The organism is Streptomyces sp. NPDC127177, assembly GCF_042672475.1.
Lineage (GTDB): Bacteria > Actinomycetota > Actinomycetes > Streptomycetales > Streptomycetaceae > Streptomyces.
Window position 1 is genome coordinate 164,582 of the sequence record NZ_JBHXUW010000004.1, and the last position, 26,046, is coordinate 190,627.

General features: G+C 69.0%; 28 protein-coding genes. 18 read left to right on the forward strand and 10 right to left on the reverse strand.

The window, feature by feature from the left end:
• Positions 1-20: 20 nt before the first annotated feature.
• Positions 21-500, reverse strand: a complete 480-nt coding sequence (locus ACFVJX_RS05255; RefSeq protein ID WP_384124009.1) for an SRPBCC family protein — start codon at positions 498-500, stop codon at positions 21-23.
• Positions 501-851: 351 nt separating this feature from the next.
• On the opposite strand from ACFVJX_RS05255, the gene ACFVJX_RS05260 reads away from it, so the two are divergent.
• A complete protein-coding gene (locus ACFVJX_RS05260) occupies positions 852-1,457 on the forward strand; it encodes a flavodoxin family protein (protein WP_384124010.1) in 606 nt (201 codons plus the stop codon).
• Between the two features lie 124 nt (positions 1,458-1,581).
• On the opposite strand, the gene ACFVJX_RS05265 is transcribed toward ACFVJX_RS05260, so the two are convergent.
• On the reverse strand, positions 1,582-2,244 hold the full coding sequence (locus ACFVJX_RS05265; protein ID WP_384124012.1) for a DNA polymerase ligase N-terminal domain-containing protein: 663 nt from the start codon (positions 2,242-2,244) through the stop codon (positions 1,582-1,584).
• A 242-nt stretch (positions 2,245-2,486) separates the two neighbouring features.
• Between ACFVJX_RS05265 and ligD the strand changes: the two genes are divergently transcribed.
• From ligD to ACFVJX_RS05325, 12 genes are all read left to right on the forward strand, one after another.
• Complete coding sequence (gene ligD, locus ACFVJX_RS05270) at positions 2,487-3,395, forward strand: non-homologous end-joining DNA ligase (protein ID WP_384124081.1); 909 nt, start codon at positions 2,487-2,489, stop codon at positions 3,393-3,395.
• Between the two features lie 320 nt (positions 3,396-3,715).
• Complete coding sequence (locus ACFVJX_RS05275) at positions 3,716-4,036, forward strand: gas vesicle protein (RefSeq protein WP_384124014.1); 321 nt, start codon at positions 3,716-3,718, stop codon at positions 4,034-4,036.
• A gap of 33 nt (positions 4,037-4,069) precedes the next feature.
• A complete protein-coding gene (gvpJ, locus tag ACFVJX_RS05280; protein WP_384124016.1) occupies positions 4,070-4,528 on the forward strand; it encodes a gas vesicle protein GvpJ in 459 nt (152 codons plus the stop codon).
• 2 nt (positions 4,529-4,530) lie between these two features.
• Positions 4,531-5,280 (forward strand): GvpL/GvpF family gas vesicle protein, encoded by a 750-nt coding sequence (locus ACFVJX_RS05285; protein WP_384124083.1) that lies wholly within the window; start codon positions 4,531-4,533, stop codon positions 5,278-5,280.
• Position 5,281: 1 nt separating this feature from the next.
• Positions 5,282-5,536, forward strand: a complete 255-nt coding sequence (locus ACFVJX_RS05290; RefSeq protein ID WP_384124017.1) for a gas vesicle protein GvpG — start codon at positions 5,282-5,284, stop codon at positions 5,534-5,536.
• 7 nt (positions 5,537-5,543) lie between these two features.
• Complete coding sequence (locus ACFVJX_RS05295; protein WP_384124019.1) at positions 5,544-6,431, forward strand: histone protein; 888 nt, start codon at positions 5,544-5,546, stop codon at positions 6,429-6,431.
• Between the two features lie 6 nt (positions 6,432-6,437).
• Entirely contained in the window at positions 6,438-7,562 is a 1,125-nt protein-coding gene (locus ACFVJX_RS05300) for an SRPBCC family protein (RefSeq protein WP_384124020.1), read from the forward strand.
• Positions 7,555-7,896 (forward strand): gas vesicle protein, encoded by a 342-nt coding sequence (locus ACFVJX_RS05305; RefSeq protein WP_384124022.1) that lies wholly within the window; start codon positions 7,555-7,557, stop codon positions 7,894-7,896. Before ACFVJX_RS05300 ends, ACFVJX_RS05305 begins: the two co-directional genes overlap by 8 nt.
• Positions 7,893-8,738 carry a GvpL/GvpF family gas vesicle protein gene (locus ACFVJX_RS05310; RefSeq protein ID WP_384124024.1) on the forward strand — a complete coding sequence of 282 codons (846 nt, stop codon included), beginning with the start codon at positions 7,893-7,895 and terminating at the stop codon, positions 8,736-8,738. The genes ACFVJX_RS05305 and ACFVJX_RS05310 overlap by 4 nt, the downstream gene beginning before the upstream one ends.
• A gap of 3 nt (positions 8,739-8,741) precedes the next feature.
• Complete coding sequence (locus ACFVJX_RS05315) at positions 8,742-8,969, forward strand: gas vesicle protein (protein WP_384124026.1); 228 nt, start codon at positions 8,742-8,744, stop codon at positions 8,967-8,969.
• On the forward strand, positions 8,966-9,244 hold the full coding sequence (locus tag ACFVJX_RS05320) for a gas vesicle protein K (protein ID WP_384124028.1): 279 nt from the start codon (positions 8,966-8,968) through the stop codon (positions 9,242-9,244). The genes ACFVJX_RS05315 and ACFVJX_RS05320 overlap by 4 nt, the downstream gene beginning before the upstream one ends.
• A gap of 169 nt (positions 9,245-9,413) precedes the next feature.
• Complete coding sequence (locus tag ACFVJX_RS05325; RefSeq protein ID WP_384124030.1) at positions 9,414-9,878, forward strand: Asp23/Gls24 family envelope stress response protein; 465 nt, start codon at positions 9,414-9,416, stop codon at positions 9,876-9,878.
• A gap of 45 nt (positions 9,879-9,923) precedes the next feature.
• Here the strand turns inward: ACFVJX_RS05325 and ACFVJX_RS05330 are convergent, their stop codons facing one another.
• Both ACFVJX_RS05330 and ACFVJX_RS05335 read right to left on the reverse strand, forming a co-directional pair.
• Complete coding sequence (locus ACFVJX_RS05330; protein ID WP_384124032.1) at positions 9,924-10,289, reverse strand: DoxX family protein; 366 nt, start codon at positions 10,287-10,289, stop codon at positions 9,924-9,926.
• Positions 10,286-11,008: a TetR/AcrR family transcriptional regulator gene (locus ACFVJX_RS05335; RefSeq protein ID WP_384124034.1), complete on the reverse strand. Its 723-nt coding sequence runs from the start codon at positions 11,006-11,008 to the stop codon at positions 10,286-10,288. Before ACFVJX_RS05335 ends, ACFVJX_RS05330 begins: the two co-directional genes overlap by 4 nt.
• A gap of 291 nt (positions 11,009-11,299) precedes the next feature.
• Here ACFVJX_RS05335 and ACFVJX_RS05340 point away from each other — a divergent pair, with 291 nt between their 5' ends.
• Positions 11,300-11,995, forward strand: coding sequence for an SGNH/GDSL hydrolase family protein (locus ACFVJX_RS05340; protein WP_384124036.1), 696 nt, complete (start codon positions 11,300-11,302; stop codon positions 11,993-11,995).
• A gap of 86 nt (positions 11,996-12,081) precedes the next feature.
• Here ACFVJX_RS05340 and ACFVJX_RS05345 read toward each other — a convergent pair whose 3' ends face one another.
• On the reverse strand, positions 12,082-14,460 hold the full coding sequence (locus ACFVJX_RS05345) for an RICIN domain-containing protein (protein WP_384124038.1): 2,379 nt from the start codon (positions 14,458-14,460) through the stop codon (positions 12,082-12,084).
• A 569-nt stretch (positions 14,461-15,029) separates the two neighbouring features.
• Here ACFVJX_RS05345 and ACFVJX_RS05350 point away from each other — a divergent pair.
• From ACFVJX_RS05350 to ACFVJX_RS05360, 3 genes are all read left to right on the forward strand, one after another.
• Positions 15,030-17,642 carry a lectin gene (locus ACFVJX_RS05350; RefSeq protein ID WP_384124040.1) on the forward strand — a complete coding sequence of 871 codons (2,613 nt, stop codon included), beginning with the start codon at positions 15,030-15,032 and terminating at the stop codon, positions 17,640-17,642.
• 112 nt (positions 17,643-17,754) lie between these two features.
• A complete protein-coding gene (locus tag ACFVJX_RS05355) occupies positions 17,755-19,203 on the forward strand; it encodes a glycoside hydrolase family 76 protein (RefSeq protein ID WP_384124042.1) in 1,449 nt (482 codons plus the stop codon).
• Between the two features lie 50 nt (positions 19,204-19,253).
• Positions 19,254-20,375 (forward strand): ricin-type beta-trefoil lectin domain protein, encoded by a 1,122-nt coding sequence (locus tag ACFVJX_RS05360; protein WP_384124043.1) that lies wholly within the window; start codon positions 19,254-19,256, stop codon positions 20,373-20,375.
• A gap of 4 nt (positions 20,376-20,379) precedes the next feature.
• On the opposite strand, the gene ACFVJX_RS05365 is transcribed toward ACFVJX_RS05360, so the two are convergent.
• The 3 genes from ACFVJX_RS05365 to ACFVJX_RS05375 form a co-directional block, all read right to left on the reverse strand.
• Complete coding sequence (locus ACFVJX_RS05365; RefSeq protein WP_384124045.1) at positions 20,380-20,976, reverse strand: hypothetical protein; 597 nt, start codon at positions 20,974-20,976, stop codon at positions 20,380-20,382.
• Positions 20,977-21,182: 206 nt separating this feature from the next.
• Complete coding sequence (locus ACFVJX_RS05370) at positions 21,183-21,806, reverse strand: LysE family transporter (RefSeq protein ID WP_384124047.1); 624 nt, start codon at positions 21,804-21,806, stop codon at positions 21,183-21,185.
• Positions 21,803-21,943: a hypothetical protein gene (locus ACFVJX_RS05375; RefSeq protein WP_384124049.1), complete on the reverse strand. Its 141-nt coding sequence runs from the start codon at positions 21,941-21,943 to the stop codon at positions 21,803-21,805. The genes ACFVJX_RS05370 and ACFVJX_RS05375 overlap by 4 nt, the downstream gene beginning before the upstream one ends.
• Positions 21,944-22,117: 174 nt before the next feature.
• Between ACFVJX_RS05375 and ACFVJX_RS05380 the strand changes: the two genes are divergently transcribed.
• Positions 22,118-23,074 carry a LysR family transcriptional regulator gene (locus tag ACFVJX_RS05380; protein WP_384124051.1) on the forward strand — a complete coding sequence of 319 codons (957 nt, stop codon included), beginning with the start codon at positions 22,118-22,120 and terminating at the stop codon, positions 23,072-23,074.
• A 64-nt stretch (positions 23,075-23,138) separates the two neighbouring features.
• Here ACFVJX_RS05380 and ACFVJX_RS05385 read toward each other — a convergent pair whose 3' ends face one another.
• Both ACFVJX_RS05385 and ACFVJX_RS05390 read right to left on the reverse strand, forming a co-directional pair.
• Positions 23,139-24,101 carry an NAD(P)H-dependent flavin oxidoreductase gene (locus tag ACFVJX_RS05385; RefSeq protein ID WP_384124052.1) on the reverse strand — a complete coding sequence of 321 codons (963 nt, stop codon included), beginning with the start codon at positions 24,099-24,101 and terminating at the stop codon, positions 23,139-23,141.
• A 99-nt stretch (positions 24,102-24,200) separates the two neighbouring features.
• Positions 24,201-26,012: a flavin-containing monooxygenase gene (locus ACFVJX_RS05390; RefSeq protein ID WP_384124054.1), complete on the reverse strand. Its 1,812-nt coding sequence runs from the start codon at positions 26,010-26,012 to the stop codon at positions 24,201-24,203.
• Positions 26,013-26,046 lie beyond the last annotated feature (34 nt).

Sequence of the window (26,046 nt, forward strand, 5' to 3'; positions counted from 1 at the left end):
CGGGCCGGCGCGGTGCGGATTCACGCCCTGCGCGGTCGCGGACGCCCGGGATCGGTGCGGGGCCGGTGTTCGTCGCCCTCGCACAGCCGGGCGAGGCGGCCCAGCATCGCGCGGTTCCGCGCTTGCTGTACGACGTCCAGGAGACCGTTGTGCAGGGTGCCACCCGCCCCGCGCAGCGGGTGTTCGTCGAGGATGACCAGGGTGTGCTCGCCCCAGGGCCGCAGTTCCATCGCGATCCTCGCCGTCCCCAGCGGCCCGCTGTCCGCCTCCAGCTCCAGGACGCCGATCGGCTCGCTGCGGCGCACGACGGTCCGGTTGTGCAGGGTGAGCGGCCCGATCCTGATCTCGTAGCGGAGGGCCGCACCCAGCTCCGGCCAATGCCCCTCGTCCAGCTCGGCGCGCGAGGTACCGACGACCCAGTCGCCGTACCGTTCGACGTCGGACAGGACGTCCCAGACGTCCGCGGGAGGTTTCCTGATCAACCGGTGCCGTACGGCCATGCGCTCCTCCGCCGTCCGAAGTGTCGTGTCCTTCGCCGCGCCTTCCCACGCTAGGCCCGGGTACCCCCTCCCGCACGGGGACAGCGGCCGTCGGGGTCGTCGGAGCGCACCCCGGCGAGGACCGGGGCATCCTGGGTAGGGACGCCGGCCCGTTCCGCCGAGTGGAGGTTCCGCCGATCCCTCCGCATGCCGGTCCCGACCAGACCGAAGCCGCCGCGTCGGCCCTCGCAAAGGGCGACAGCGACCCGGCAACGTGATCCGGCAGTATCTCAAGGCCGTCCGCATCCGGGCGCACGAAACCGGGCACACGAAACCGGGCGCTCGCCCGGAAACTTGAAGGAGTTGGCCGATATGACTTTCGCTCTCGCGCTCGTCTGTACCTTGTCGCCGTCCCCGAAGAATTCCAGCAGCCAGCTGCTGGCTGACCAGATCATGGCTGAGCTGTCCGGCCTGGGGGTGCGGGGGGAGACGGTGCGTGTGGTCGACCACGATGTGCGGCCGGGAGTCGCCCAGGACATGGGCGGGGGAGACGCGTGGCCGGAGCTGCGGAAGAAGGTGATGGCCGCCGACATCGTGCTCGTGTCCACACCCATCTGGCTGGGTCACCCTTCGAGCGTGTGCCAGCGCGTGCTGGAGCGCCTGAACGCCGACATCTCCGAGACCGATGACCTGGGCCGCCAACTGACCTACGGCAAGGTGGGGGTGGCGGCCGTCGTCGGAAACGAGGACGGCGCACACAAGGTCAGCGCCGATCTCTTCCAGGGCCTCAACGACCTGGGCTTCACCCTGCCACCGGGAGCAGTGACCTACTGGGTGGGTGAGGCGCAGCACGGCACCGACTACCAGGACCTGGACCGGACACCCGAGGCGGTCGCCGCCACGAGCCGAACCCTCGCCGTCAACGCGGCGCACCTTGCCGGGGTGCTCGCCGACAACCCGTACCCCGCCGGCTCGTAGGCGTCCGCGGCTTGCCGTCGCACGCACCGGACGTCGCGGGACCCGCCTTCGGGCGGACGGCGCTACTTTCAACGCCTGCCCGAGCGGTTCCCCGGTTCGGGCGGGAGTGTCTCCAGCAGGCCGCTCATCGCCGCTCGCCGTCGTCCGGCTCCCAGGTCGGCGCGTCCGGTGCCTCGGCGACCTGGCGCAACGTACGACCGGAGCGCGCGGAACGGGCCCGTCGCGGGTCGGGGGTCCCGCCACTCGTGGTGTGCCCGGAGCCGGTGCGTACAAGCAGCCACGTCGGCTTCCCGGCCGCCCCGCCGTCCTTCTCCTCGCGGCCGTGGAACCGGGTGAGTGCGAACCGGCCGCGCAACTTCCGGCCGTGGAGATCGAACGTGGCGTGGCCGTGTTCCAGGGCCTCGCTGAAGGGCACAGGACGGCCCCTCTTGTCGTGACTTGCCGGGCGGTAGGTGCCGCTGTCCCAGACGATGACGGTGCCGCCGCCGTACTCGCCCTCGGGAATCACTCCCTCGAACTCCCGGTACTCCAGGGGGTGGTCCTCGGTGGGGATGGCGAGCCGCTTGTCGTGCGGGTCGGTGGAAGGGCCCTTGGGGACCGACCAGGACCTGAGCACGCCGTCCACCTCGAGACGGAAGTCGAAGTGCATGGTGCGGGCGTCGTGAATCTGCACCACGAACGTGGGCTCGTCGTCCGTACCCGCCGCAGCGCTCTCACCGTTCGGCTCGCTCGTCCTCCCGAAGTGTCGCTTCCCGCGGTAGGTCTCCAGGGCTTCGTTCCCGCTCACCTCGACTCCCTTCCGCCGGCTCACCGCGGGCACCCCCCCGCGTACCCGGCGCGCTCAGGTTATGCATCCCGGATCTCCCCCGCACGGCGAGCGGTCCGCGCCTGCGGGGACGAGCAACAGGCTGCTGGGCGGGGCACAGGCAACCGACAGGGCGTTCGCGACGGAGATGAGTGCGGAGCAAGCTGGAGCGAGCGAACCTCGGAGGAGTAGAGAGGAACGGTCGCGTGAGCCACACGGTTGAGATGCGGGTAGGACGACGCAAGATCGACGTGAAGCGGGCCGGCAAGGAGCTGTTCCCGCAGGACGGTGTCACCAAGGCCGATCTCGCCGAGCACTATCGGCGGGTGGCGCCGCGCATGCTCCCCGAGCTGCGTGGCCGGCCCCTCATGCTCGAGCGGATGCCGGACGGCATCGACGGGAGCCGCTTCTACCAGAAGGAGATCTCCGCCTACTTCCCCGACTGGATCCACCGGGCGTCGGTGGCCAAGGAGGGCGGCGAGGTAACGCATGTGGTCTGTGACGACACCGCGACTCTGGTCTACCTCGCGAGCCAGGCGTGCATCACCCCGCACCGATGGCTGAGCCGCGCCGACAGGCCGCGCTGCCCCGACCGCCTGGTCTTCGACCTGGACCCGCCCGCCGACGACTTCGAGGCCGTGCGCCGCGCTGCTCATCGCCTGCGAGAGCTGCTGGACGAGTTGGAACTCCCCTCGGGACTGATGACGACGGGATCGCGCGGTCTGCACGTCGTCGTACCGTTGAACCGGCGTGACGATGCCGACGACGTACTGGCCTTCGCCCGCAACGCCGCGACGACGCTGGCGGCACGGTACGCGCGTGAGCTGACCACCGAGCCACGTAAGGACGCGCGCAAGGGGCGGCTGTATCTGGATGTCGCCCGCAACGGTTACGGGCAGACGGTGGTCGCTCCGTTCGCCGTCCGGTCCAGGCCGGGCGCTCCCGTCGCTGTGCCCTTGGACTGGGGTGAACTGGACACACCCGATCTGACCGCCCGCCGCTGGACGGTGACCGACCTCGGCGACCGCCTGGACAGGGACCCCTGGGCGGGGCTCATGCGCCATGGCCGCGGTGTGAGCGCGGCTGCCCGACGCTTGAAGAAACTCTCCGGGAGCGGGGGAGGCACGGAATGACGGCCGCCGGACTCCGCCCATGTGATGCGTGGCCGTTCGGCGCGCCCGCGGCGGCCAAGAGGGTACGGGTAGTAGCGCGCTCATCGTCATCGACTTGACCAACACGTATGAGCACCCCGAAGCGGAGGAGATCCGGCTCTGACAGGCGGCCGCCGGACGAACGGGGCCCTCCGACCGTCGGGCGCGGTGCCGTTCCACGCCCTTCCGCGCCTCCGTGCCCGGCGGTCCCCGGACGGTCCACGGATGAGCAAGAGGACAGACATACGCACTGATGGCATCGCTCGAGATGCGCGGTCGGCCGGAGTGGCCAGACTGGCTTTATGGCAGAAGAACGTCGTACACGTGCCGGAAGCTCCAAGACGGCGAGCCGGCCACGCGCGGGGTCCGCGCGGGGGCCGGAGCATGCGGCCTCCGCTGCCTGCAAGAGCCTGGAGGGGCTGATCGGCCACCCCGCGGAGGGCGTGTCCGCTGTCCGGCGTTCCGACGACGGCTGGTGTGTGGTGGTGGACGTTCTCGAAGTGCCACGGATCCCCGACACCACAAGCCTCCTCGCCTCGTACGAGGTGCAGCTTGACCGGGCCGGCGCGCTCCTGGAATACCGCAGAGTCCGGCGCTACCGACGTGGTGCAGCCGACGAGTGACCCGCTTTCGCTCCCCTGCTGGAAGGACATTCCATGAGCGCGACCACCTACTCCGACGAAGTAGTGGCCTGCCCGCCTCGGGCCGGCACGTTGTACGACGTGCTGGAACTGATTCTGGACCGCGGCATGGTCATCGACGTGTTCATCCGGGTCTCGCTGGTCGGAATCGAGATCCTGAAGATCGACGCGCGCATCGTCGTCGCGAGTGTGGACACCTATCTGCGGTTCGCCGAGGCGTGCAACCGGCTCGACCTGGAACGTGATTCCGGCAGCACCACCGTCCCCGAACTGCTGGGTGGCGGTGTCGCCAAGTCCGTCGGCAAGCGCAAGGTGCGCAACGCCGCCGAGACGGTGGGCGACACCGTGAAGAAGGCGGTCGGCGGTGGCGAGAGCTCCGAGGACGCGGTCGAGGACGAAGCGCCCGAGCGGCCGAGGAAGCGGCGGGCACCCGCCCGCAGCGGCACGGGCCGACGACGGAGCGTGGAGGCATGACCGTGGCGGCTGAGGGCGTGTACGTCTACGCGATCCTGCGGGCGGGAACGGTCCTGCCGAAGGGAGCCGCCGGCGTGGGGTCCCCTCCCGCCCCCGTGCGTACGGTCAGGCATGGCCTGCTCGACGCGGTCGTCAGCGATGCGCCGCCCCAGCTCCGCGCACGCCGACGCGACCTGCTCGCGCACCAGGACCTTCTGATGCGCCTGGCGGACCAAGGGCCGGTGCTGCCCATGCGGTTCGGCATGGTCGCGCCCGACGACGAGACGGTCATCGAGCAGTTGGCCGCGGCCGAATCCGGGCACGCGGCCACTCTCGACCGGCTTGCCGGCCGTATCGAGATCAACGTGAAGGCGCTCCCGGCGCAGAACGCCCTGCCGTCCCTCGTGGCCGAGGAGACGAACGTACGGAGGCTCCGCGAGGCCGCGCGCCGCAACCCCGGATACGAGGCGAGTCTCCGGCTGGGCGAAGCGATCGCAGCCGCTCTCACCCGCAGGGCTGCCGCGGCGGGGCAGCGCGTTCTGCGTGAACTGGCGTCCGCGGCCCATGCGGTGGCCGCCGGCCCCGAGGTCTCGGGATGCACCCTCAACATGTCCTTCCTCGTCGACCGTGGCGACGCCGACACCTTCCTCGCCCGGGCACACGACTTCGCCCGCGACCACAGCGAACACGTTGAGCTGCGCCTGGCCGGCCCGCTGCCCTGCTACAGCTTCGTCTCGTCCGGGCCACGCCCTGTACCCGTAGGCGGGAAGTGACATGGGACTGATCACAGGCTTGCTCACGCTCCCCATCGCGCCGGTCCGCGGCGTTGTCTGGGTGGCGGAGAAGCTCAACGACGCTGCCGAGCGCGAGTTGCACGACCCTGGCGTACTACGTGCGCAGTTGGCCGTGCTCAACCAGGAACTCGAGGCCGGCGACATCAGCCTGGAGGAGTTCGAACGGGAAGAAGAACGGTTGCTTGACCGGCTGCACGCCGTACGGGTCGGCCCGGCACAGATCGATCGAAGGTGACGTGCTCATGGAAGACCAGACCAAGGTGACCCTTGCGGCCGCAGTGGTGGGTGGCTACGTGCTGGGCCGGACCAAGAAGGGGCGGATGGCCATCACGGTCGCCACCTACCTGGCCGGCCGGCGATTCGGCCTGGAGCCCCGCCAGCTCGCCGCGGAGGGAATGCGCCGTCTCGGCGAGGTTCCCCAGGTCGCGGAGCTTCAGGAACAGCTCCGCGGGGAAGTGCTGGAGGCCGGCCGTAAGGCCATGACCGCCGCCGCCAACCGCAGCATGGGCTCGCTGGCCGAAGTGATCAGCGACCGCACGGCCCGTCTCATCGAACCTCCGCGCGATGAGCGTGATGAGGACGAGGAAGAAGAGGACGAGTACGAGGACGAGGAGGCGCCCGACGAAGAAGGCGCCGAGTACGACGACGAGGAGTACGAGGACGAGGAGGAGCCCCCGGACGAGGACGAGGACGAGGACGAGGGTGAGCCGGAGGACGAGGACGAACAGCCGGCGGACGAGGAAGAAGAGGACGAGGAGGAGCCGGAGAAGAAGCAGCCGCGAAAGCGTGCTTCCCGGCCGAGTCGTTCGAAGACGGCGAAGGGCGCTGCGGAGGGCGAGGGCCCCCGGGCCAAGAAGGCGGCTGCGAAGAAGTCCGCCCCGGCCAAGAAGGCGGCCAAGAAGGCGCCGCCCGCGAAGAAGGCCGCGGCCAAGAAGTCCGCCCCGGCCAAGAAGGCCGCTGCGAAGAAGTCCGCCCCGGCAAAGAAGGCCGCTGCCAAGAAGACGTCGCCGGCCAAGAAGGCCGCAGCCAAGAAGGCTGCCCCTGCGAAGAAGACGGCCGCCAAGAAGACGTCAGCGGGTAGCACGTCGTCGAAGCGGGCCGCATCCAAGCGCACCAGCCGTCGGAGGTAGCGAGTCATGGCCAGGTCGGAGAACTCAGAACCTGAGGCGGAAGAGTCCGGAATGGACAAGCTCCGCGGGGAACTGTCCAGCTTCCTGAGTACGCAGGTGGAGAAGCTCGCCGAAAAGGCGGGGGAGAAGCTGACGGACGTCACCAGCCAGCTGACCGATGTAGCCGAGAACGGCGGCTCGCTGCCGGCCATCGGCTCCCGGATCCTCAAGGGTGATTCGCCGGTGAAGGCATTGGTCTCGGAGAAGGCCAAGGGCGTCAAGGACAACGTCGTGGGCAAGGCGAAGGAAGCCTTCGGCGGCGGCGACGATGACGGCGGGGGAGGGGGCGGCAAGGGCAAGGGGAAGGCGAGCAGCGGCAAAATCATGAACATCGTCGAGGTGCTCGATGTGGGCGTTCCGCTGCGTACCGCTTACGACCACTGGACTCAGTACGACCAGTTCAGCAGTTTCGCGAAGGGCGTGCAGGACGTCTCGATGGACGACGAGATGTCCAGCGACTGGAAGGTCAAGGTAGGACCGTCCGCGCGCAGCTTCAAGGCGACGGTCCAGGAGCAAGTGCCCGACGAACGCATCATCTGGACGTCCGAGGGTGCCAAGGGCACCACTCGGGGCGCAGTGAGCTTCCACGAACTGGCTCCGTCGCTCACACGCATCGTCCTCGTCATCGAGTACTACCCGTCCGGATTCTTCGAGAAGACCGGCAACCTCTGGCGGGCTCAAGGGCGCCGCGTGCGACTCGACTTCAAGCACTTCCAGCGCTACGTCACCCTGACCGAGGAGGAACCGGACGGGTGGCGCGGGGAGATTCGCGACGGTGAGGTCGTCGTGTCCCATGAAGAGGCCATGGAAGAGGAAGAAGCAGAGGGCGACGAAGACTCGGATGCGGAGGGCGACGCGGACGAGTACGAGGACGAGTGGGATGACGAGGACGGCGAGGAGGACGACGACCAACTGACCGACGAGGACGAGGACGAGGATGAGGACGACGAGGGCGATGAGGACGACGTAGAAGACGACGACGAAGACGAAGAAGACGTGGAAGAAGACGACGAGGAGGAAGAGGAAGAGCCGCCGCGCAGAAGGCGGGCAGCCCCCTCGAAGAAGCGATCGCGGAAGGCCCGCAGTGACTGACCTCGACTTCAGACAGGACGCGTCCTACCCGGCCTCCGGGTCGCAGACCACCAACCTCGCCGACATCCTCGAGCGCGTACTCGACAAGGGCATCGTGATCGCCGGGGACATCAAGATCGACCTGCTCGACATCGAGCTGCTCACCATCCGGCTGCGCCTCTTCGTCGCCTCCGTGGACACGGCGAAGAAGGCCGGCATCGACTGGTGGGAGACCGATCCGGCGCTCAGTTCCCATGCGGCACGAAACGCCCTGCAGGACGAGAACCGCGAACTGCGGCGGCGCCTGGAGGAATTGGAATCCGGCTCCGAAGAGACAGCTTCGTCCGAGCGATGACCGAGGGAGAACAGACGCACATGGCGGAGCGCGGGCCCGAGGCCTCGGATACGAATGCCATCTACGTGTACGCGGTCTGCCGCACCGAAGAACGCCTGGATCTCGGCGGTGTCGTCGGAGTCACCGAGGACGAACCGATCCGGTCGCTTGCCTTCGGACCGCTCACCGCGATCGTGCAGACCGTTCGGTCGGCCGAGTTCACGGACGAGGCCTGGCAGGAGCGCCTGACGGACGAGAAGGAACTCGAACGGTACGCGCGTTCCCACCACGCGGTCGTGTCGAGGGTCGCCGCTCACGCGCCCACGGTGCCCTTGCCGCTGGCCACGCTGTACAACGGTGAGGACAGGGCCAGGCTCGCGCTGAACAACGAGTCGGCGCGCTTCCACACCGCGCTGGAGCGCATTGCCCATCACGCCGAGTGGGGCGTGAAGGTGTACGCACCCGGGTCCGAGCCGCCGGACGGCGGGGGCGAGGACTCGGCGGACCCGCCGAGCGCGCAGGCAGACCGGGCCCGCCCGGCTCCCGGAGCGGGGCGCGCCTATCTGGATCGCAAACGGAACCTGCGCACGCGGCGCGAGCAGCGGCAGGGGGACTCGCTGCGCGTCGCCGAGGCCGTGGACGCGGATGTGAGCCGTATCGCCAAGGCGTCCCGCCGACTCCGGCCGCACGGCCAGGGGGCCGCCGGTGACCGCCGGGTCCAGGTCCTCAACGCCACGTACCTGGTCCCGGAGCACCGGGCAGCGGAACTGGACCTGCTCGCCAGGAGTCTGCGGGAACGCACCGGCGCGGAGATCGAGCTCTCGGGTCCGTGGGTCCCGTACTCCTTCGTGGGCGAGGTGTGAGCCGTGACGCACGACGTGGTGCCCTGGGACAACCCGGGGCCCTTGAGCGGGCCCATCGGGGTGCCGCTGGTCGACCTCCTGGACAGGGTTCTGGCGACCGGGGTCGTCGTCAGCGGGGACCTGGTCATCGCGATCGCCGACGTCCCCCTCGTACGGGTGTCGCTGCACGCTCTGCTGTCATCCGTCAATGAACGTGTACCCGCCCCGTGGGCGGACAGTGGGCCACTGTGACGGCCTCACGAGTCGACCTGGACTCCGAGCAGATGGGGCGTGACCTCGTCACCCTGGTCCTCACCGTGGTCGAGTTGCTCCGTCAGCTGATGGAACGGCAGGCCCTGCGCCGCATCGACGAGGGTGACCTCACCGATGAGCAGACCGATGAGATCGGTACCACGCTGATGCTGCTCGACCAGCGAATGACGGAGCTCTGCGAGCAGCACGGAGTGCGACCCGAAGACCTCAATCTGGATTTGGGGCCGCTGGGCAGTCTGCTGCCCCGGGACTGACGTCGCACCGGGACCTCCCGCATTTATCCGCTTATCCGATTTCGGCTCCTGGCACCCGAATGGCGCAGGGACGGCTACCGGAGCACAGTGGAACTGGGGGCACAGGTCGGCGGAAAAAGCCGCCGAGCCCCGTCGGCCCCCTCGCAAGACGAATCCGTGCGAGGAACTCATGGCGATAAACGAAGGTCAAAGCGGAACTGCACTGGGAACGAGCGACGCAGCCGGGGGAACCCGGGGGACCACCGTCATCGCGGACACCGTGGTCTCGACGATCGCCGGCATAGCCGTGCGCGAGACCGATGGTGTCTACTCCGTCGGAGGAGGCGCCTCGCGGGCGCTGGGAGCGGTCAAGAGCAAGGTCTCCGGTTCCAGTGACCCCAGCCGTGGCGTGAAGGTGGAGGTGGGTGAGAAGCAGACCGCCGTGGACGTCGACATCGTGGTGGAGTACGGCACTCCCATTCTGAAGACCGCCAAGAACATCCGTGACAACGTCACGGACGCGGTCGAGACCATGACCGGGCTGGAAGTCGTCGAGATCAACATAAAGGTGCTCGACGTCCACATTCCGGGCGATGATGACGACGACAACGACGAAGACTCGGACAGCTCTCGGACGAAGTCCCGCGTTCAGTGACGCGGGGCCTGCGGGCACAGTCCGTCAGAGTGTTGGACATGTGTGTCAGAACGTGGACATGTGTGACAGAAAAAGCACGGCCGTCGACAACGCGAGCATGCCCAGGCAGTTCAGCCAGAATTCCTGCTTGAGGAACCGTGCCCGGTAATGGGCGTAGGCGGCGCACACGAAGTAGGCGATCACCGCGATGTTGGTCGTGACTCCGACTCCCTCGTGCCGGAGTCCGGCGACGAGCCCCGCCGCCGCGAGGAGCTTGACGACCACAAGCGCCCACCACCAGTCGCGTGGGAAGTTCACTCCGTCCAGGCACTGCTGAATGAACGTCGGAGGACGGACCGACATGAGCGCGTCGGAGAACAGCACCGCCGCGAGCAGTACGGTGGGCCACCACGGGTCGGGAGTGCTGATCATGGCTGGGCTCCTTCGTCGTGAACAGCTTCGTCGTGAACGGCGTCGGGGATGACGGCTTCGTCGTGAACCACTTCGTCGTGAACCACTTCGTCGTGAACCACTTGGTCGTGATCCACTTCGTGGTGAACGACGAAATCGATGACTTCTTGGAACTGGGCGATCGCGGTCCGCTGGTCGAGAGCGCCGTTTCCGACGGTCATGAGGACGCCCAGGTAGGCGAAGTAGATGGTGCGCGCGCCGGCACCCGCCTGGGCGGCGGCGAGCTGTGTGCGGGTCAGCAGCGTCTCGAGTTCCGTGAGCAGGGCCCGCGCGAGGGCCTGGAAGACCTCTGACTCATGGGTGCCGCGGACGATGACCGCGGCGTACTCCCGGGAGAGTTCGAGGTCGAGGGCGAAGTAGGTGATGAAGGGTTCGACAAGATCCATGACCGCCTGCCCCGCCGCGGCGGGGCTTAGCCGCGCCATCCCGCCCCGCGCCTGCCGATCCTGCCGACCGTGGTGCACGGCGGCGATCCAGGTGTCGAAGATGGCGACGAGAAGGGCGTCCTTGTCGCCCACCGACATGACCGTGCCGGTGCTCACTTCGGCGTCGGTGGCGATCTGACGGATGGTACTGGCACCGAATCCTTGCTCACGGAACAGCCGTTCGGCCGATGACAGCACCTTGAGGCGTGTCGCCTCCCGTTTCGCCGCACGTGACTGAACCTGTTCAGTGAACATGTTCAGGATGGTAGGGCGCGGGACCCGTAGGCACAAGGGGAACGGATCCGTGCGGAGGCGCGGGAGATCACCCCACGCCTGGCCACGAGCCTCGTCAGGAGTTCGGCGCGCCGTCGCCGGAACCGGGAGATGCCGAGCCGCCCGTAGTGGGGCGCGCGGCTCGGCACAGCGGCGCCGGATCCGTCCGGGACAGGGCAGCCGGTACGTGCATCCGTCCCGGGCAACGCGGTCGCCGCCATCACCCTCCCCGCCCATGCCACGCCCCTGCCGTCGCAGGCCCTCGTCTCGGCGGTGGCGGTCCTTCCCGAAGGGCCGGCCGAGGCGGTCGTCGTGATCGGCGACTCCATCACCGACGGCGTCGGTTCGACCCCGGACTCAAACCGGCGCTGGACGGACCGCCTGGCAGAGCGCCTGTCGGAGCGTCTTGTCGAGCGCGGCGGGCCCGCAGTCCACGTCTCCAACCAGGGCATCAGCGGCAACCGGTTGCTGAACGACGGCTTCGGCCACTCCGCGTCGGCCCGCTTCGACCGTGACGTCCTGGCGACGCCGGGCCTCCGTCATGTGGTGGTGTCCGAAGGCATGAACGACATCGCTGTCTCCTTCGCCCCCCGTGACGACGGGCCCCTGGCGGAGTTCCTCGATCTCTCCCCGGGCGCGCCGGTGACGGCCGACGACGTCATCGCCGGTTACCGCGGGCTGATCGCCCGGGCGCACGGGCACGGTGTGAGGATCTACGGTTCCACGCTCGTGCCGTGGGAGGGAGCGGACATCTTCTCCGCGGAGGGCGAGAGGGCGCGCCAGGTGGTCAACGCCTGGATCCGAACCAGTGGTGCCTTCGACGGGGTACTGGACTTCGACGCCGTCTGGCGCGATCCGGCCCGCCCCGGCCGGATCAAGGACGGCTTCCACGCGGACGACCACCAGCACGGCACCGATGCGGGCTACCTGGCCCTGGCGGACTCCATCGACCTGTCACTGTTCGGCTGAGCAGGGACAGCGGGCCGGGGCCGTCTCCCACGACTCCCGGGTGGACGCGCGCGGTGCGCGTCCACCCGGGCAGGCTCAGCACCGGTTCACGCAGGCGGATTCCACTTCTGGTTGGCGCCGTTGTCGCAGTCCCAGATGTCGAGGCGGGTGCCGTTGGTGGTGTCGGAGGCCGGGATGTCGAGGCAGCGCCCGCTCGCGGGGTTCACGAGTGTGCCGTCGCTGACCGTCCACCGCTGGTTGGCGGCACCGTTGCAGGTCCAGAGGTTCACGGGGGAGCCGTTGGCGGTCTCGCCACCGACCACGTCCAGGCAGAGTCCGCCCGTCCGCACCGAGCCGTTGGCCACGGTCCACTGCTGCGCCGAACTGCCGTTGCAGTCCCAGATGTCGACGACGGCGCCCGGGTTGGTCGACGCGGTGTAGTCGTCCAGGCACTTCGCACTGTCCAGGCCGGAACTGACCTGACCGGTCCCGCTGCCGCCGCCCGGGTCGGAGCCCGGGGTGATGGAGAGATTGTCGAACTGGTCGGTGCGGTAGCCCTGGATCCCTAGGCCGGCCTGGCCGGTCTGGAACGAGGAGTCGTCCACCGAGCCGAACTCCTCGCCGTCGAGGGCCGCGCTGATCCGCGAGCCCTCGAACGTGAACGACAGGTTGTGCCACTTGCCGGTGCCCAGGGCTGTCGTCGTCCCGTGGGCCAGGGTGTGGTTGCTGCCGTCGGTGTACATCTTCTCGATCCACCACTCACCCGTGTCGCGAATGCGCAGGTAGTACGCGTTCATGTGTGACTGGGGGCGCAGCTGGGTGTTGGCCCGGCCCAGCAGCTCGGTCGTTCCCGCACCGCGCAGGTAGACGTCGGAGCTGACGGTGTAGTTGGACCAGGACGGATCCCCGATCAGCGAGTACGAATCGGAGTCGTCCTGCCACTCGATCGGTTTGACCGGCGCCATCTGCTGAACACACCTGCCGGCGCGGTCGGAGCACGGCTGGACCTCGAAGGAGCCCTGCATGTCGGAGAGGTACTTCGCCTCGGCACCGGTCGCGACGTCGTCGAAGTCGTCGGAGTAGGGCAGGGCGAGCGCGTGGGCGGCGGGCGGTGCGGCGGTGCCCTTGCCCTGACCACCGGTCGTGCTGACGGTGTAGACGAACCCGGGCTCCAGGGTCAGTGAGTACGAGCCGTTGCTCGGCGTGATGTCCTGGGTGTGCACGAACGATGAGCTGTCGTCCGGCGAGTTGACATCGGTCGCCCATACGTGGACGGCTCCGGTGGACAACCCGCCCTTGACCGAGAAGTCCACGGTCTGGGCCGAGGCGGCGGTCGTGGTCTCCAGAACGGTGGAGTAGTCCGAACCATTGGGGGACTTCAGCGTGACGTAGGTCCCGTTGGACTCCGAGCCGTCGAGGTAGCCCGACGCCGAGTCGATGAACTTCCAGCCTGGCTCGGTGAACTGGGTGACCTGGGCGGTGGCCCAGGTACTCGCCCCGATCCGGTAGTTGCCCGACCAGGGGGAGTCGGCGGTGGCCAGACCGACGGTGTTGTAGGCCAGGTTGGGGTAGATCGCTGCGATCAGCGGCCAGTTGAAGTAGCTGGTCATCCTGGCGTCCACGTAGCCGCGGGTGATCGCGCGGATCAGCGCGGGCGCGCCGGTGTTCATGTCCTGGGAACCGTTCTCGCTGTCCCAGAGCGGCTTGCCGTTGTTCTGCGCCTCGGTGGAACTGGAGCAGGAGTTCGCGTTCCCGCCGTCGCCGCCCTCGCAGGAGTAGTGCGCGCCGATGATGGACACGGCGTCGTTGAAGGCGGCGTCCTTGGCCATGTCGTCGGCCACACCCCAGCCGCTGTCGTCGGCGACCAGTTGGACGCTCCCGTAGCCGTGCGAGTCGAGCGCGGAGCGCAGCTGGACGAACCAGCCGGCGTCGTGCCCGCGCTCGTTCCAGCCGCCCAGGTACTTGATGTCCAGGTCGTGCTGCTTGGCGCAGTCCAGCCAGGAGACCAGGTAGTCGATGGTGTCGGACGACCAGAAGCCGCCGTCGATCCAGCCGGGAGCGGCCCAGGCCAGGCCGTACAGACCGATGTCCGGATTGCGCTCCTTGGCCTGCTCGGCCAGCCAGAACTCGTAACCCGCGTCGCAGTTGATGGTTCCGCGGGAGTGTTCGATCGACGGCTCGGAGCCGTCCGTGGAGTTGGCGTCACCGCCGATCTCAAGCTTGAGGAGCTGGAGGCCGGCGCCGTAACCCGGCTTGAACATGTAGTCCAGGATCTGTGACCGCTGCTCGGCCGGATAGTCCGTCAGCAGGCGGGAGTTGCCCCCACCGCCGCTGATGGCGCCGATGCCGTCGAAGGTCCGGCCGCTCTGTCCGCCGTCCACACTGATCGAGGTCGTCGCGGCCTGCGCGGGAAAGGCGCTCACCGTCAGCACAGCGGCGAGGAGAGTCAGCACCCATAGAGGTGCAAGTCTCCGTAGGCGTCTCATGATGGGCATCCTTTCGCTGGACGAGTCGCGGTCGAAGAGTTGCTGACAACGTTGTCGAAGCTCGGGCCGGTGTGCCGTGGTGCAGCCTTGATGAGGGCTCTCCAGGGCTCTGCTCGGATGCGGGAAGGCGCATTCACAGGGGGAGAGCGCTCTCTGAAGCTAGCCAGCCGACATGGCTGCGTCAACGGTCCGGGCGTGTGGTCGGATCAATCGGGCAACGCGCTCCGCCCGTGGCACCGCTGTACCGCCGACCCCGAGCAGGGCGGGGCCGGTGAAGCAGCGGTGCCGCGGAGGTCTCGTGGTCGAGGTGTCTCGCGGCCCCGCGCACGCTGCTGACCAGTGGTCGGAAGTCGCGCCGGGAGGGCCGTGCGAGGTTCGAGCCGGTCCCGGGATGCTGGTGATCGTCATGTGACGGGCACTCAACTGCCTGTGCTCCGACGTCTGTTGGGCTCTGTTTACGATTTCGGTCGATTGCGTTGACAAGTGTTGCGGAACTGCCCTTTGCTTTCGGGGATTCACCCCACCGGTCCGGTGACAGCCGCGTGCTGTCCGTACCTGGAGTCGCGAAGATGAAACGATGGCGCACATCCCTCGTGGCCTGTCTGCTCTTCCTGGGGCTCGCCGCGCCGACCACGGTCGCGCAGGCCGCGACCCCGGCGGCGGTGACCGACCCCGCCTCGCTGGTCAACCCGCTGCTGGGTACTTCCAACGGGGGCAACACCTTCCCCGGAGCCGACACCCCCTTCGGCATGGTCTCGTGGAGCCCCGACACGGACTCCCGTCCGCCCGGCGGGAACTACGCATATTCTGACAACGTTGTCACCGGATTCAGCCTCAATCACATCTCCGGGCCCGGCTGTGGAGCCATGGGGGACATCCCGGTCCTGCCGACCACGGGCGACGTCGACGGCCAGGCGACCGTCGGTTTCTCGCACGGCAACGAGACGGCGAGCGCCGGCGCCTACTCGGTCACCCTCGACAACGGGGTCGGCACCGAACTGACGACAACCGCACGCTCCGGCATGGCGCGCTTCACGTTCCCGGCGACCACCCGGGCGAACCTGCTGTTCAAGCTGAGCGCCGACAAAGCCACCAACCTGCACTTCGAGAAGGTGAGCAGCACCGAGGTGCGCGGCTCCGTGGACGCCGGGCTCTTCTGTGCGTCGGCCCCGTCCTACACCGCGTACTTCGACATGGTCTTCGACCGGCCGTTCACCTCCAGCGACACCTTCGACGGCGGCGATTCGGTCACCTTCGACACGACGGACAACCGCACCGTGCAGGCCAAGGTCGGCCTGTCCTACGTCTCGACCGAGGGCGCCACGGCCAACCGCTCGGCGGAGAACCCGGACTGGGACTTCACCGGGACCCGGACCGCGGCACACGACGCCTGGAACGACGTGCTCGGAAGGATCTCCGTCGCCGGTGGCACGCCGGACCAGCGGGAGGTCTTCTACACCTCGCTCTACCACTCGCTGCTCCACCCGAACCTGCTCAGTGACAGCGACGGCAGGTACGTCGGCTTCGACCGCCAGGTGCACACCGTCACCGGGCAGCAGAAGGCCCAGTACGGCACCTACTCCGGGTGGGACATCTACCGCACCCAGGCACAGCTTGAGGCACTGGTGGCACCCGAGCAGGCCAGTGACAGCGCCCAGTCGCTGGTGAACGACTACGAGCAGGCGGGATTCTTCCCGAAGTGGTCGCTGAACTCGGCCGAGACGCAGGTGATGAACGGCGACCCGGGGCCGGCGATCATCGCGGACTACTACGCCTTCGGCGCGCGCGGTTTCGACACCGCCGCCGCCAAGGCGGACATGATCAAGGAGGGCACCACCACCAACCCGATCCGGATGGGCCTGGACCTGCAGACGAAGTACGGCTACCTGCCGTCCGACGGCTCCTACCCACGGGACTTCTACGGTTCGGTGGCCACACTCCTGGAGTACAGCGCACAGGACTTCGCGACCTCCGCGTTCGCGGGCGCGCTCGGGGACACCGACACCCGGTCACAGTTCGCCAACCGCGCGCAGGACTGGAAGAACACCTTCAACGCCTCCAGCGGCTTCATGCAGCCCAAGCAGCTCGACGGCTCCTGGAAGCCGGGATTCGACCCGGCCGACAGCGATCAGTTCGTGGAGGGGACTTCCTGGCAGTACACCGGGGCGGTGCCGCACAACATCCGCGGGCTGGCCGACGCCATGGGCGGCGACGACGCCTACGCGAGCTACCTGGACAGTGTGCTGTCCGAGTTCGACGGATCCGGCGGATCGCACGCGGACCTGGGCAACGAGCCGTCCATCGAGCTCCCGTGGGAGTACGACTACGTGGGCCGGCCCTGGAAGACCCAGGAGATCGTCCGCAAGGTCCAGGACCGGCTGTGGCCGAACGATCCGGCGAAGTGGGGTGTGGGGAACGACGACCTGGGCACCATGAGCGCCTGGTACGTGTGGTCCGCCATGGGCTTCTACCCCGAGACACCCGGCACCGCCGATCTGGCTCTGGGCAGCCCGCTGTTCACCGACGTCGATGTGACGCTGGGCAACGGCAGCCATATCGTCGTCAACGCCCCGCAGGCCGCCGCCGACGCCCCCTACGTGCAGAGCGCGACTCTCAACGGCGCCGACTGGGACAACGCCTATCTGCCCGCCGACTTCGCCACCGGCGGCGGGACGCTCGACCTCACACTCGGCACCGCCGCCAACACCGACTGGGCCACCTCCGCCTCATCCGCACCCCCGTCGTACGACGGCGACGGCGGCGCCAAGCCCCCGGGACCGCCCGTAGCCCCCGCCGGCGCGGTGAGGTCGGCCAACGGTGACAAGTGCCTGGACGACGACAGCGGCTCGACGACGAACGGAAACAGGATCCAGATCTGGACCTGCAACGACTCGACCGCTCAGCGCGTCACCGTCGCGGCAGACGGATTCCTCCAGGTCATGGGCAAGTGCGTGGAGGTCACGGGCAACGGAGGATCCGCCAACGGCACGCTGATCGAGCTGTGGGACTGCAACGGCGGCGACAACCAGAAGTGGACCCACACCGATGAGACCGGTGCACTCGTCAACCCGCAGTCCGGCCGCTGCCTCGACGTACCCGGTGGCGACACCACCGACGGCACCCAGCTCCAGATCTGGGACTGCAACGGCACAGCCAACCAGAAATGGAGCCTGCCCTCCTGACGCGGGAGCGATTCCCGCAGGTCGCACGTCGCACGCTGCTTGTCGTACGCGCTCTCGCTCTGCCGGGAGAGCGTCCCCCACCGTGATCAGACGTTATGGGAGTGTCCCCTTGATGAAGCCACAGAGATCCACGTCGGCAGCCCTGCTCGCGCTGCTGACGACGTTGTCCTCTCTCGTAGCCGCAGGAGCGTCGCCCGGCGCAGCCGCGGCGCCGGCGGTCGTGTGCAACACGTACTGCGACGCGCGGGATCCGGGGCTGAGCAGTCAGGACCGCGTTCCTGCCACGGCCAGTGTCTCCGGGCGCTCGATCCAGCTGCACTTCGACGACGCCGACGCGATGGGCTGGGCATCCATCGACAACGGCGGCGGCGACGACCACGTGTGGCTGGACCGGTCCATGGACGGCGGCCGGACGTGGGAGTCCGGCAGCCGTCTCGGCGACACGGCCGTGCCTTCCGGAGGGCAGGGCTGGCGCACCCAGATGTACAACGTCGACGACTGGAACACCGAGGGTGTCGGGGCGCTCCGGGCCTGCGGGCAGCCGGCCGGCGGATCCCTCGCGTGCACACCCTGGGCGCGCACCACCTGGAACGCCGGAACCAGGAGCACCGCGGCGGCCACCGCCCTGATGATGTCGTTCGACCGGGGCAGCAAACTCTTCGGCGGCAACGGCTGGTGGACGGCGGCCAACGCACTGACCGCGGTCATCGACAATAGCCGGATCAGCGGCATGGGCAGCTACACCTATGCCATCGCGGAGACCTACGACAGGAACATCGACGCGCAGCAGGGGCAGTTCCGCAACGAGTACCTCGACGACACCGGATGGTGGGGTCTGGCCTGGGTCGACGCCTACGACGCGACCGGTGACACCCGCTACCTCGACACCGCGCGCGCCGACGCCGACCACATGAACGCCAACTGGAACGACACCTGTGGCGGCGGTGTCCGCTGGAGCACCGAGGGCAACTACAAGAACGCCATCACCAACGAGCTGTACCTCCAGCTCACCTCGGCCCTGCACAACCGCATCCCCGGCGACACCGCCTATCTGGACCGGGCGAAGAACGAATGGAACTGGTTCCGGGACAGCGGCATGATCAACGGTGACCGCATGATCAACGACGGTCTCGACGATTCCTGCGCCAACAACGGCCAGCCCACCTGGACCTACAACCAGGGCGTCGTCCTGGGCGCGTTGACGGAATTCCACCGGGCGACCGGCGACGACGGCCTCCTGACGACGGCACGCGAACTGGCCGACAACTCCACCACACGACTCGAGACGGACGGCGTGCTGCGCGAACCGGGCGAGGGCGACAGCTGCACGGGAGACGGCCCCAGCTTCAAGGGCGCCTACGTACGCGGACTCGGCGCGCTCAACCGCCAACTGTCCGACCACCCCTACGCCCCGGCCCTCACCCGGTGGGCGGACAGCGCCTACGACCACGACCGCAACGAACTCGACCAGTACGGCCCGCACTGGAACGGCGGCAGCGGCAGCACCGACTACGGCTGCCAGCAGAGCGTTCTCGACCTCCTCAACGCCGCCACCGGCTGAGGAATCCGAGCTCCGACCCGAATCGTTCACGATCCTGAAGAGGACTGGTCATGAAGAGACTCTTAGCAACTCTCGCCGCGCTGTCAGCCGCCACTACGGGACTGCTCTGGGGCGGCGCACTGTCGGCCACCGCAGCCGGCACAGGCTCCGGGCAGGCCGTCGCAGCGGCCTCCGCCCTGCGCCTCATGCCACTGGGTGACTCGATCACCGACGGGGTCGGCAGCAGCACCGGCAACGGCTACCGGGGCCCGCTCTGGGACGAGTTGAGCGCCAACGGGTACTCCCTGGACTTCGTCGGTACCTCCCGGGCGGGTTCCATGGAGGACCCCGACAACGAGGGTCACTCCGGCTGGCGGATCGACGAGATCGCCTCGATCGCGGACGCCTCGCTGTCCCGCTACCGGCCCAACGTCGTGACCCTGATGATCGGCACCAACGACCTGGGCCAGGACTACCAGGTGCCCACCGCGCCCGACCGGCTCGACTCGCTGATCGACCAGGTCGTCGCCGACGCCCCGGACGCGACCGTGCTGGTCGCCTCCCTGACCGTCTCCACGAACCCCACGATCGAGGCGAACCGGGGCGGGTACAACCAGCGGATCCCCGGGATGGTCCAGGAGAAGCAGGCAGCCGGCAAACATGTGCGTTACGTCGACATGGGTGGTCTGACCACCGGCGACCTGGCCGACGGCCTGCACCCCAACGACACCGGCTACCGCAAGATGGCCGACGCCTTCAACAGTGGCATCCGGGCCGCCGACGACGCGGGCTGGATCGGCGAACCCGTTCCCACCGGCGGTCAGGTGAGGTCCGGGATCGCCGGCAAGTGCCTGGACGTCAACGGCGGCAGCTCCGCGAACGGCACGGCCGTCCAGTTGTGGTCCTGCAACAACACCGAGGCGCAGTGGTGGACCGGGGGATCCGACGGCACGGTGCGGGCGCTCGGTAAATGCCTGGACGTCACCGGTTCCGGCATCGCCAATGGCACCGAGGTGGACCTCTGGGACTGCAACGGCGGAACCAACCAGGTCTGGGAGGCCTACAACGGCGGATTCCGGAATCCTGCGTCCGGACGATGCCTCGACGACCCCGCCGCCTCCGCGGCCGACGGCACACGACTGGTGCTGTGGGACTGCAACGGCGGAGCCAACCAGAAGTGGACGACTCCCTGACGGGTCAGTGGGCGAAGGGGGGCGCGAAGCACCCTGTCTCCGGGTACGGCCCGTTGACCTGCACCTGATAGTTGGTCTTCTGCGTGAAGGCGGTGACACAGGCGTCCCTGCGGACCCGCAGGCCGATCCGGGCGCCGGCGGGTGTCACGTAGTGGTCGGTCTCGAAGCGCGGCTGCATGGCGCGCACCTCAAGCCGCCCGCTGGGCCGCTCGCCCTCGGAACCGGCCTGTTCCCGGTAGCCGAGGGCGAGCATCGCGGAGCGGACGCTCCTGGGATCCCACTTCCCCTGCTTCCAGAGCCGTTCGAGTACGGGCTCGATGCGATCGGCCTCCCTCCTGGCGTCCTTCTCGCCGGCCCGGGAGATGGCCGACGGGCGGCGGCCGGCGTTGTTGTCGTTGTAATGCGGGGCCCCGTCGTGGGACCCGGGTTCCACATAGGGGGAGGCCCCGGGCCCCGCCGTGCCGGGACCGGCAGAGGGGGACGCGCTCGGGGCGCCGGCCGCGACGTGCTGCTCACCGCAGGCAGTCAGCGATGCGACGGCGCTCACGAGGAGCAGAGCCATGGCGACGGGGCCTGGACGCCGTGGTGTTGATATGGGCATGCACATCACTCTGCCACGGCAGTGCAGCGCCGTCGGGGGTTCGGCCTTCGGCTCGCGCCCGTTCGCGGACCGGGGCGACCCGGGGCAGGGCCCGGGGGCGATGCTCAGGGATGTGTGTGAGCTGTCTCGGATGGGTTGAACGGCAGCGTCCTCAGGCCCGCGATCTCTCCCGGATGCGGGCCGAGCGGTGATCGGCGGACGCGGGCTCAGCCGACCGCCATGTGCAGGCCGAGGCCGAGGATCAGGCAGCTGGAGACAGCCGCTGTCGCGGTACGGCCCTGACGACTCGTGAGGGCGCCGCCGAGAAGCCTTCCGCCACCGGCCAGCAACAGCTGCCAGCTCAGGGAGGCGAAGGTGATGGCGGACAGGTAGGCCAGCGACTCTGCTCCGCTCATGGGCTGTTGAGCCTGCTGTCCGAGGATCAGCGTGACGAAGTAGATGGCGGGCCATGGGTTGAGCGCGGTCAGCGAGAGATAGGTGACGTAGGCCCGCAGTGGGGTGATCCGCCGGCCGGCCGCGGTGGCGTCGGCCGTGTCCTGCCCCCCTCGCAGGGTGTTGACGAGGATGCGTACGGCCATGGAGGCCAGGATCGCGAAGGCCAACCAGCGCAGCGGCCCCAGTACCGGACGCAGGGCCACCACCAGGGAGCCGCCACCGAGTACGGCCGCGATCGCATAACCGGCGTCGGCGGTTGCCGCTCCGAACGCCGCCGCGGCGCCGGTCCGAAGGGATGTCGCCGCGGTCATGTTCACCAACAGCACCGCGACGGCTCCGACAGGGATCGCCAGACCGTAACCGGCCAGCAGCCCGGCGACGACCGCACCGGTCATGACACGGCCCCGCCGTGGACGAACGGTCCGCACCGCCGGCCGGACACAACGCCCTCCCGGCCGCACACGGCCGCCGTACCGCCGGGCCGGTGGCGACCGAAGGCGGACGCGTCGGCGAAGTCATCAATGTTGCTCACGGTTCAGCTGCTCCTTCGAGGGCCCGGTGGCATCCGTGCGACGCCTCGGCCGGTCGCACCATCGCCCCGGCGGGCGAGGACCTGTCGGGTGATCAGGTCCGCAGCCCAGACTGCTGGACTACGATCGTGTGCGTCCATCGAATGTTTGTGTACGTAATCATGTGAGGGCACAACATGATCGACCCGCGACTGCAGACCCTCCGTGTTCTTGCCGAGACCGGCACCGTTACCGCCACCGCCGAGGCCCTGCACCTCACCCCGTCCACCGTTTCGCAGCAACTGCGACGCCTTGCCGACGAGTTGAACGTGCGTCTGCTCGAACCGCAGGGCCGCCGGGTCCGGCTGACCCCCGCTGCCCGCACCCTCGTCGAACATGCCGACGTGCTGCACGCACAGTGGGAGCGGGCCGCCGCCGACCTGGCAGCTCACCGGGACAACGGCCCCGGTGAGCTGCGTATCACCTCGGTGGCGACAGCACTGGGCACGCTGGTGGTGCCGGCCATGGCCCGGCTGCTCTCCTGGCACCCGGGGATGACGCACTACATCGGTGAGGATCCGGAGGCGGACCGCTTCCGGATGCTGCTGACCCGCGAACGGGACATCGCCGTCGTCATCCCCGCCCCGGGCACGCCCCCCTCCGACGACGAACGCTTCGAGCAGCATCTGCTCCTCCAGGAGCCGCAGGATCTCCTGGTGCCGAGCGGGCACCGGTTCGCGGACCGCGACACGGTCGAGTTGCACGAGGCCGCCACGGAGACCTGGCTCCGCGCCGGTGACCCCCGCGACCAGCATCTGCTGCTCACCTCGGCCTGTGCGGCGGCCGGATTCTCGCCGCGCGTCACCCACAACGCCGTCGACTGGTCCGCGGTCGCCGCGCTGGTAGCCGGCGGTCACGGGATCTGCCTCCTGCCGCGCCTCGCGAGGATTCCGCGGAACTACGGGCTCGTACGCGTGCCGCTGCGCGGCGACGTCGTACCGACACGGCGGCTGGTCGGGTTCGTGCGACGGGGCGGCGGGAGCACACCCCTGATCAGCGACGGTCTGCGGGCCTTGCGGGAGGCGGCGGTCTCCTCGGACCCGCGTTCCGCGACGCCCGGCGGACGAGCGGCGCGGGACGGTGCCGACAGCTGAGAGCGGTACGGGACTGGGGCCGCCACGGGAGCGATGGAGGCCGCCGATGAGGCGGACTCCGCGGTCAGCTCCTTCCCGCTCTCGTCAGCGCGTCCTCGGCCTGCGTGGCCAGGGCGGCGACGAGGTCCGCCGCGGGCGGCCGGTCCGTGATGAGGTCGACCCCCTCACCCGCCCAGACCGGCAGCGGTGTCACGTCGCCCCGGGCCACGTCGTCCTGGTATGCCTGCTGAGCCCGGGGATCGGCGGCGAGTTCCGCCTCCCGGCCGCGCCATCGGTCGAGATAGCGATGGCCCAGGGTGCGCGCGGTGTACCGGGCGGGCCATCCGGAGCCGCGTGCGATGTCCAGGACGCGGTTGCGTTCGGTGTCCTGCCCGCGCCCCTCGACGATCGCGGTGGCGATCGAGGGGTGGACCAGTGCTTCGGCCGTGGCCTGGAAGCGAGTGCCGATGACCGCCCCGGCGGCCCCCAGAGCCAGCGCGGCGGCCACCCCGCGTCCATCGGCGATACCCCCGGCCGCCAGCACCGGCACGGGCCCCGCCAGGTCCACCACCAACGGCACGAAAGGCAGGGTGGACCGCCCGTGCCGTGCCCCGTGCCCGCCGCCCTCGGTGCCCTGGGCCACGATGGCATCCGCCCCCAGATCCACGGCCTTTCGCGCTTCCTCCAGATCGGTGACCTGGAGGATGAGAGCAGCCCCGGCCCGGCGGATGCTCTCGACGAACGGAGCCGGGTCACCGAAGGACAGCATCACCACCCCGGGACGGTGCTCCAGCGCCCGTTCGATCCTCTCGGTGTCGGTCGCCCAGCTCTGGAAGCCGATGCCCCACGGCTTGTCGGTCACCGAAGTGACGAGCGGAACCTCACGGGCCAGCCACTCGGGATTCCCGTCCCCGGCCCCGAGCATCCCGAGCCCGCCTGCGAGCGAGACGGCCGCCGCCAGCGCGCCGCCGGCCGAACCGCCCATCGGGGCCAGCACGATCGGATGCCGCACCCCGAACGACTTCGTGAACCGCGTCGACAACGTCATGACCGTCATCATGCCCGGCCCGCGTCGCGGCCCGGCCCACCCGGGCCGCCGCCGGTGTGGATGCGGTGCCGGACACGCCGTCAGCCGGTAGGAGCCGCGTCACGGATGACGAACGGCCGTCCTGGGCCGGAGGATCTCGCCCATGGACGCGTCGCGCCAATGCTCCAACAGCGCGTGGAAGGCGTAGGCGCCGTGCGGGTAGGCGGTCGGGCCGTTCGGGCGGCCGCGCCCTTCCCGGTTGTAGTAGCCGGGAGTGCACTCGGCGTGGAACCACTCGTGGTCGGGGGCGCCCTGGGCCAGCAGGGCGATCCAGGCGTCCTCGGCGTCGCGGGACGGTTCGGCGAGTGCGCCCTCGGCCTCGGCGGCCGCGACGAGGGCCGCGGCGTGAACGGCCTGCTCGTCCAGTACATGGGTGAAGTTGACGCTGCTGGCGTTCTGGAGGGCGCCCGTCTGGATCAGGTTCGGGAAGCCGTTGCTGGTGAAGCCGTGCAGAGTGCGGGGTCCCTCCTCGGCCCAGACGTGCAGCAGTTGGGTGCCGCCGCGGCCGTGGACGGGGAGCCTGCCCGAGTGGACGCCGGAGGTTCCGACATTGAACCCCGTGGCGAAGATCAGGCAGTCGACTTGGTAGCTGCTGTCGCCGACCACGACACCGTTTTCCGTGATGCGCTCGATGCCATGGGTGTCCGCGGTGTCGACCAGTGTGACGTTGTCGCGATTGAACGCCGGGTAATACGTGTCGGAGAAGGTGGGACGCTTGCAGGCGTACCGGTACCAGGGTTTGAGCCTCTCCGCCGTTTCCGGGTCGGCGACGGACCGCGCGACACGGGAGCGGAGCTCGTTCATCTTGACGGCGTCGGCGGCTTCGTATTCGGTCTCGAATGTCTTCCGGTCGCCCTTCCGGCGGAAACTCGGCAGCAGCTTCTCCAGCAGGCCTGCGGACGCGGTCCACTGGTCCGCCACGAGATCCCGCTCGGCCGTCTCGCCCGAGACGATCCGGAGGTAGTTCTCGCGGCGCTCGCGTGCCCACCCCTCCCGGTCGGCGCCGACCTCCTGAGGAGTGGTGCGGCGGTTGGCGCGTATGTCCACGGTGGAGGGTGTGCGCTGGAAGACGTAGACGTGTGCGGCGTCCTCGGCCAGCTTGGGAATGACCTGGACTCCGGTGGCTCCGGTGCCGACGATGCCCACCCGCTTGTCCGCGAGACCGGTCATGCCGCCTTCCGGGGTGCCGCCCGTATACGCGTAGTCCCACCGTGAGGTGTGGAACGTGTGGCCCCCGAAGTCCTCGATGCCGGGTATCCCGGGGAGCTTCGGGTCGGTGAGGGTGCCGGTGGCGGTGACGACGTACGTGGCCCGGAACGCGTCACCGCGGTCGGTGGCCACGATCCAGGTCTCGGATGCGTCGTCCCAGGTCAGCGAGGTGACCCCGGTGGAGAACAGGGCGTCCGCGTAGAGGCTGAACTTCCGCGCGATCCGCACGGCGTGGCGGCGGATCTCCTCGCCGGGCGAGTACTTCCACTCCGGCACGTACCCGGTCTCGTCGAGCATCGGCAGGTACACGTGCGACTCGATGTCGCAGTGGATGCCCGGGTACCGGTTCCAGTACCAGGTGCCTCCGAAGTCTCCGCCCTTCTCCACGATCCGGATCCGGCGCACGCCCCGCTGGCGCATCCGGGCCCCGGTGAGGATGCCGCCGAACCCGCCACCGATCACGGCGACATCGACGATGTCGTGCAGTGGCGCGCGCACCGCCGGATCCGCCGCGTAGGGATCGGCGGCGTAATAGCCGAACTCGGCGTCGGCGTCGCGGTACTGGCCGGCGCCGTCCGGCCGTACTCGCCGCTCCCGTTCGAAACGGTAGCGCTGCCTCAGTGCGGCGAGCTCGTGGGGAGCCGGCGCTTGAGGGGTTGTCATGTGGGGACCTCGATCCTGGGCGGCGGGACCGCCG

Bases quoted from the DNA above. Each gene is read 5' to 3' on its own strand.
- gvpJ (WP_384124016.1), top strand. From the start codon at position 4,070: ATGAGCGCGACCACCTACTCCGACGAAGTAGTGGCCTGCCCGCCTCGG.
- ACFVJX_RS05360 (WP_384124043.1), top strand. From the start codon at position 19,254: ATGAAGAGACTCTTAGCAACTCTCGCCGCGCTGTCAGCCGCCACTACG.
- ACFVJX_RS05290 (WP_384124017.1), top strand. From the start codon at position 5,282: ATGGGACTGATCACAGGCTTGCTCACGCTCCCCATCGCGCCGGTCCGC.
- ACFVJX_RS05300 (WP_384124020.1), top strand. From the start codon at position 6,438: ATGGCCAGGTCGGAGAACTCAGAACCTGAGGCGGAAGAGTCCGGAATG.
- ACFVJX_RS05380 (WP_384124051.1), top strand. From the start codon at position 22,118: ATGATCGACCCGCGACTGCAGACCCTCCGTGTTCTTGCCGAGACCGGC.
- ACFVJX_RS05310 (WP_384124024.1), top strand. From the start codon at position 7,893: ATGACCGAGGGAGAACAGACGCACATGGCGGAGCGCGGGCCCGAGGCC.
- ACFVJX_RS05365 (WP_384124045.1), bottom strand. From the start codon at position 20,976: ATGCCCATATCAACACCACGGCGTCCAGGCCCCGTCGCCATGGCTCTG.
- ACFVJX_RS05260 (WP_384124010.1), top strand. From the start codon at position 852: ATGACTTTCGCTCTCGCGCTCGTCTGTACCTTGTCGCCGTCCCCGAAG.
- ACFVJX_RS05385 (WP_384124052.1), bottom strand. From the start codon at position 24,101: ATGACGTTGTCGACGCGGTTCACGAAGTCGTTCGGGGTGCGGCATCCG.
- ACFVJX_RS05335 (WP_384124034.1), bottom strand. From the start codon at position 11,008: ATGTTCACTGAACAGGTTCAGTCACGTGCGGCGAAACGGGAGGCGACA.
- ACFVJX_RS05370 (WP_384124047.1), bottom strand. From the start codon at position 21,806: ATGACCGGTGCGGTCGTCGCCGGGCTGCTGGCCGGTTACGGTCTGGCG.
- ACFVJX_RS05390 (WP_384124054.1), bottom strand. From the start codon at position 26,012: ATGACAACCCCTCAAGCGCCGGCTCCCCACGAGCTCGCCGCACTGAGG.
- ACFVJX_RS05295 (WP_384124019.1), top strand. From the start codon at position 5,544: ATGGAAGACCAGACCAAGGTGACCCTTGCGGCCGCAGTGGTGGGTGGC.
- ligD (WP_384124081.1), top strand. From the start codon at position 2,487: ATGCGGGTAGGACGACGCAAGATCGACGTGAAGCGGGCCGGCAAGGAG.
- ACFVJX_RS05255 (WP_384124009.1), bottom strand. From the start codon at position 500: ATGGCCGTACGGCACCGGTTGATCAGGAAACCTCCCGCGGACGTCTGG.
- ACFVJX_RS05350 (WP_384124040.1), top strand. From the start codon at position 15,030: ATGAAACGATGGCGCACATCCCTCGTGGCCTGTCTGCTCTTCCTGGGG.
- ACFVJX_RS05355 (WP_384124042.1), top strand. From the start codon at position 17,755: ATGAAGCCACAGAGATCCACGTCGGCAGCCCTGCTCGCGCTGCTGACG.
- ACFVJX_RS05325 (WP_384124030.1), top strand. From the start codon at position 9,414: ATGGCGATAAACGAAGGTCAAAGCGGAACTGCACTGGGAACGAGCGAC.
- ACFVJX_RS05345 (WP_384124038.1), bottom strand. From the start codon at position 14,460: ATGAGACGCCTACGGAGACTTGCACCTCTATGGGTGCTGACTCTCCTC.
- ACFVJX_RS05275 (WP_384124014.1), top strand. From the start codon at position 3,716: ATGGCAGAAGAACGTCGTACACGTGCCGGAAGCTCCAAGACGGCGAGC.
- ACFVJX_RS05330 (WP_384124032.1), bottom strand. From the start codon at position 10,289: ATGATCAGCACTCCCGACCCGTGGTGGCCCACCGTACTGCTCGCGGCG.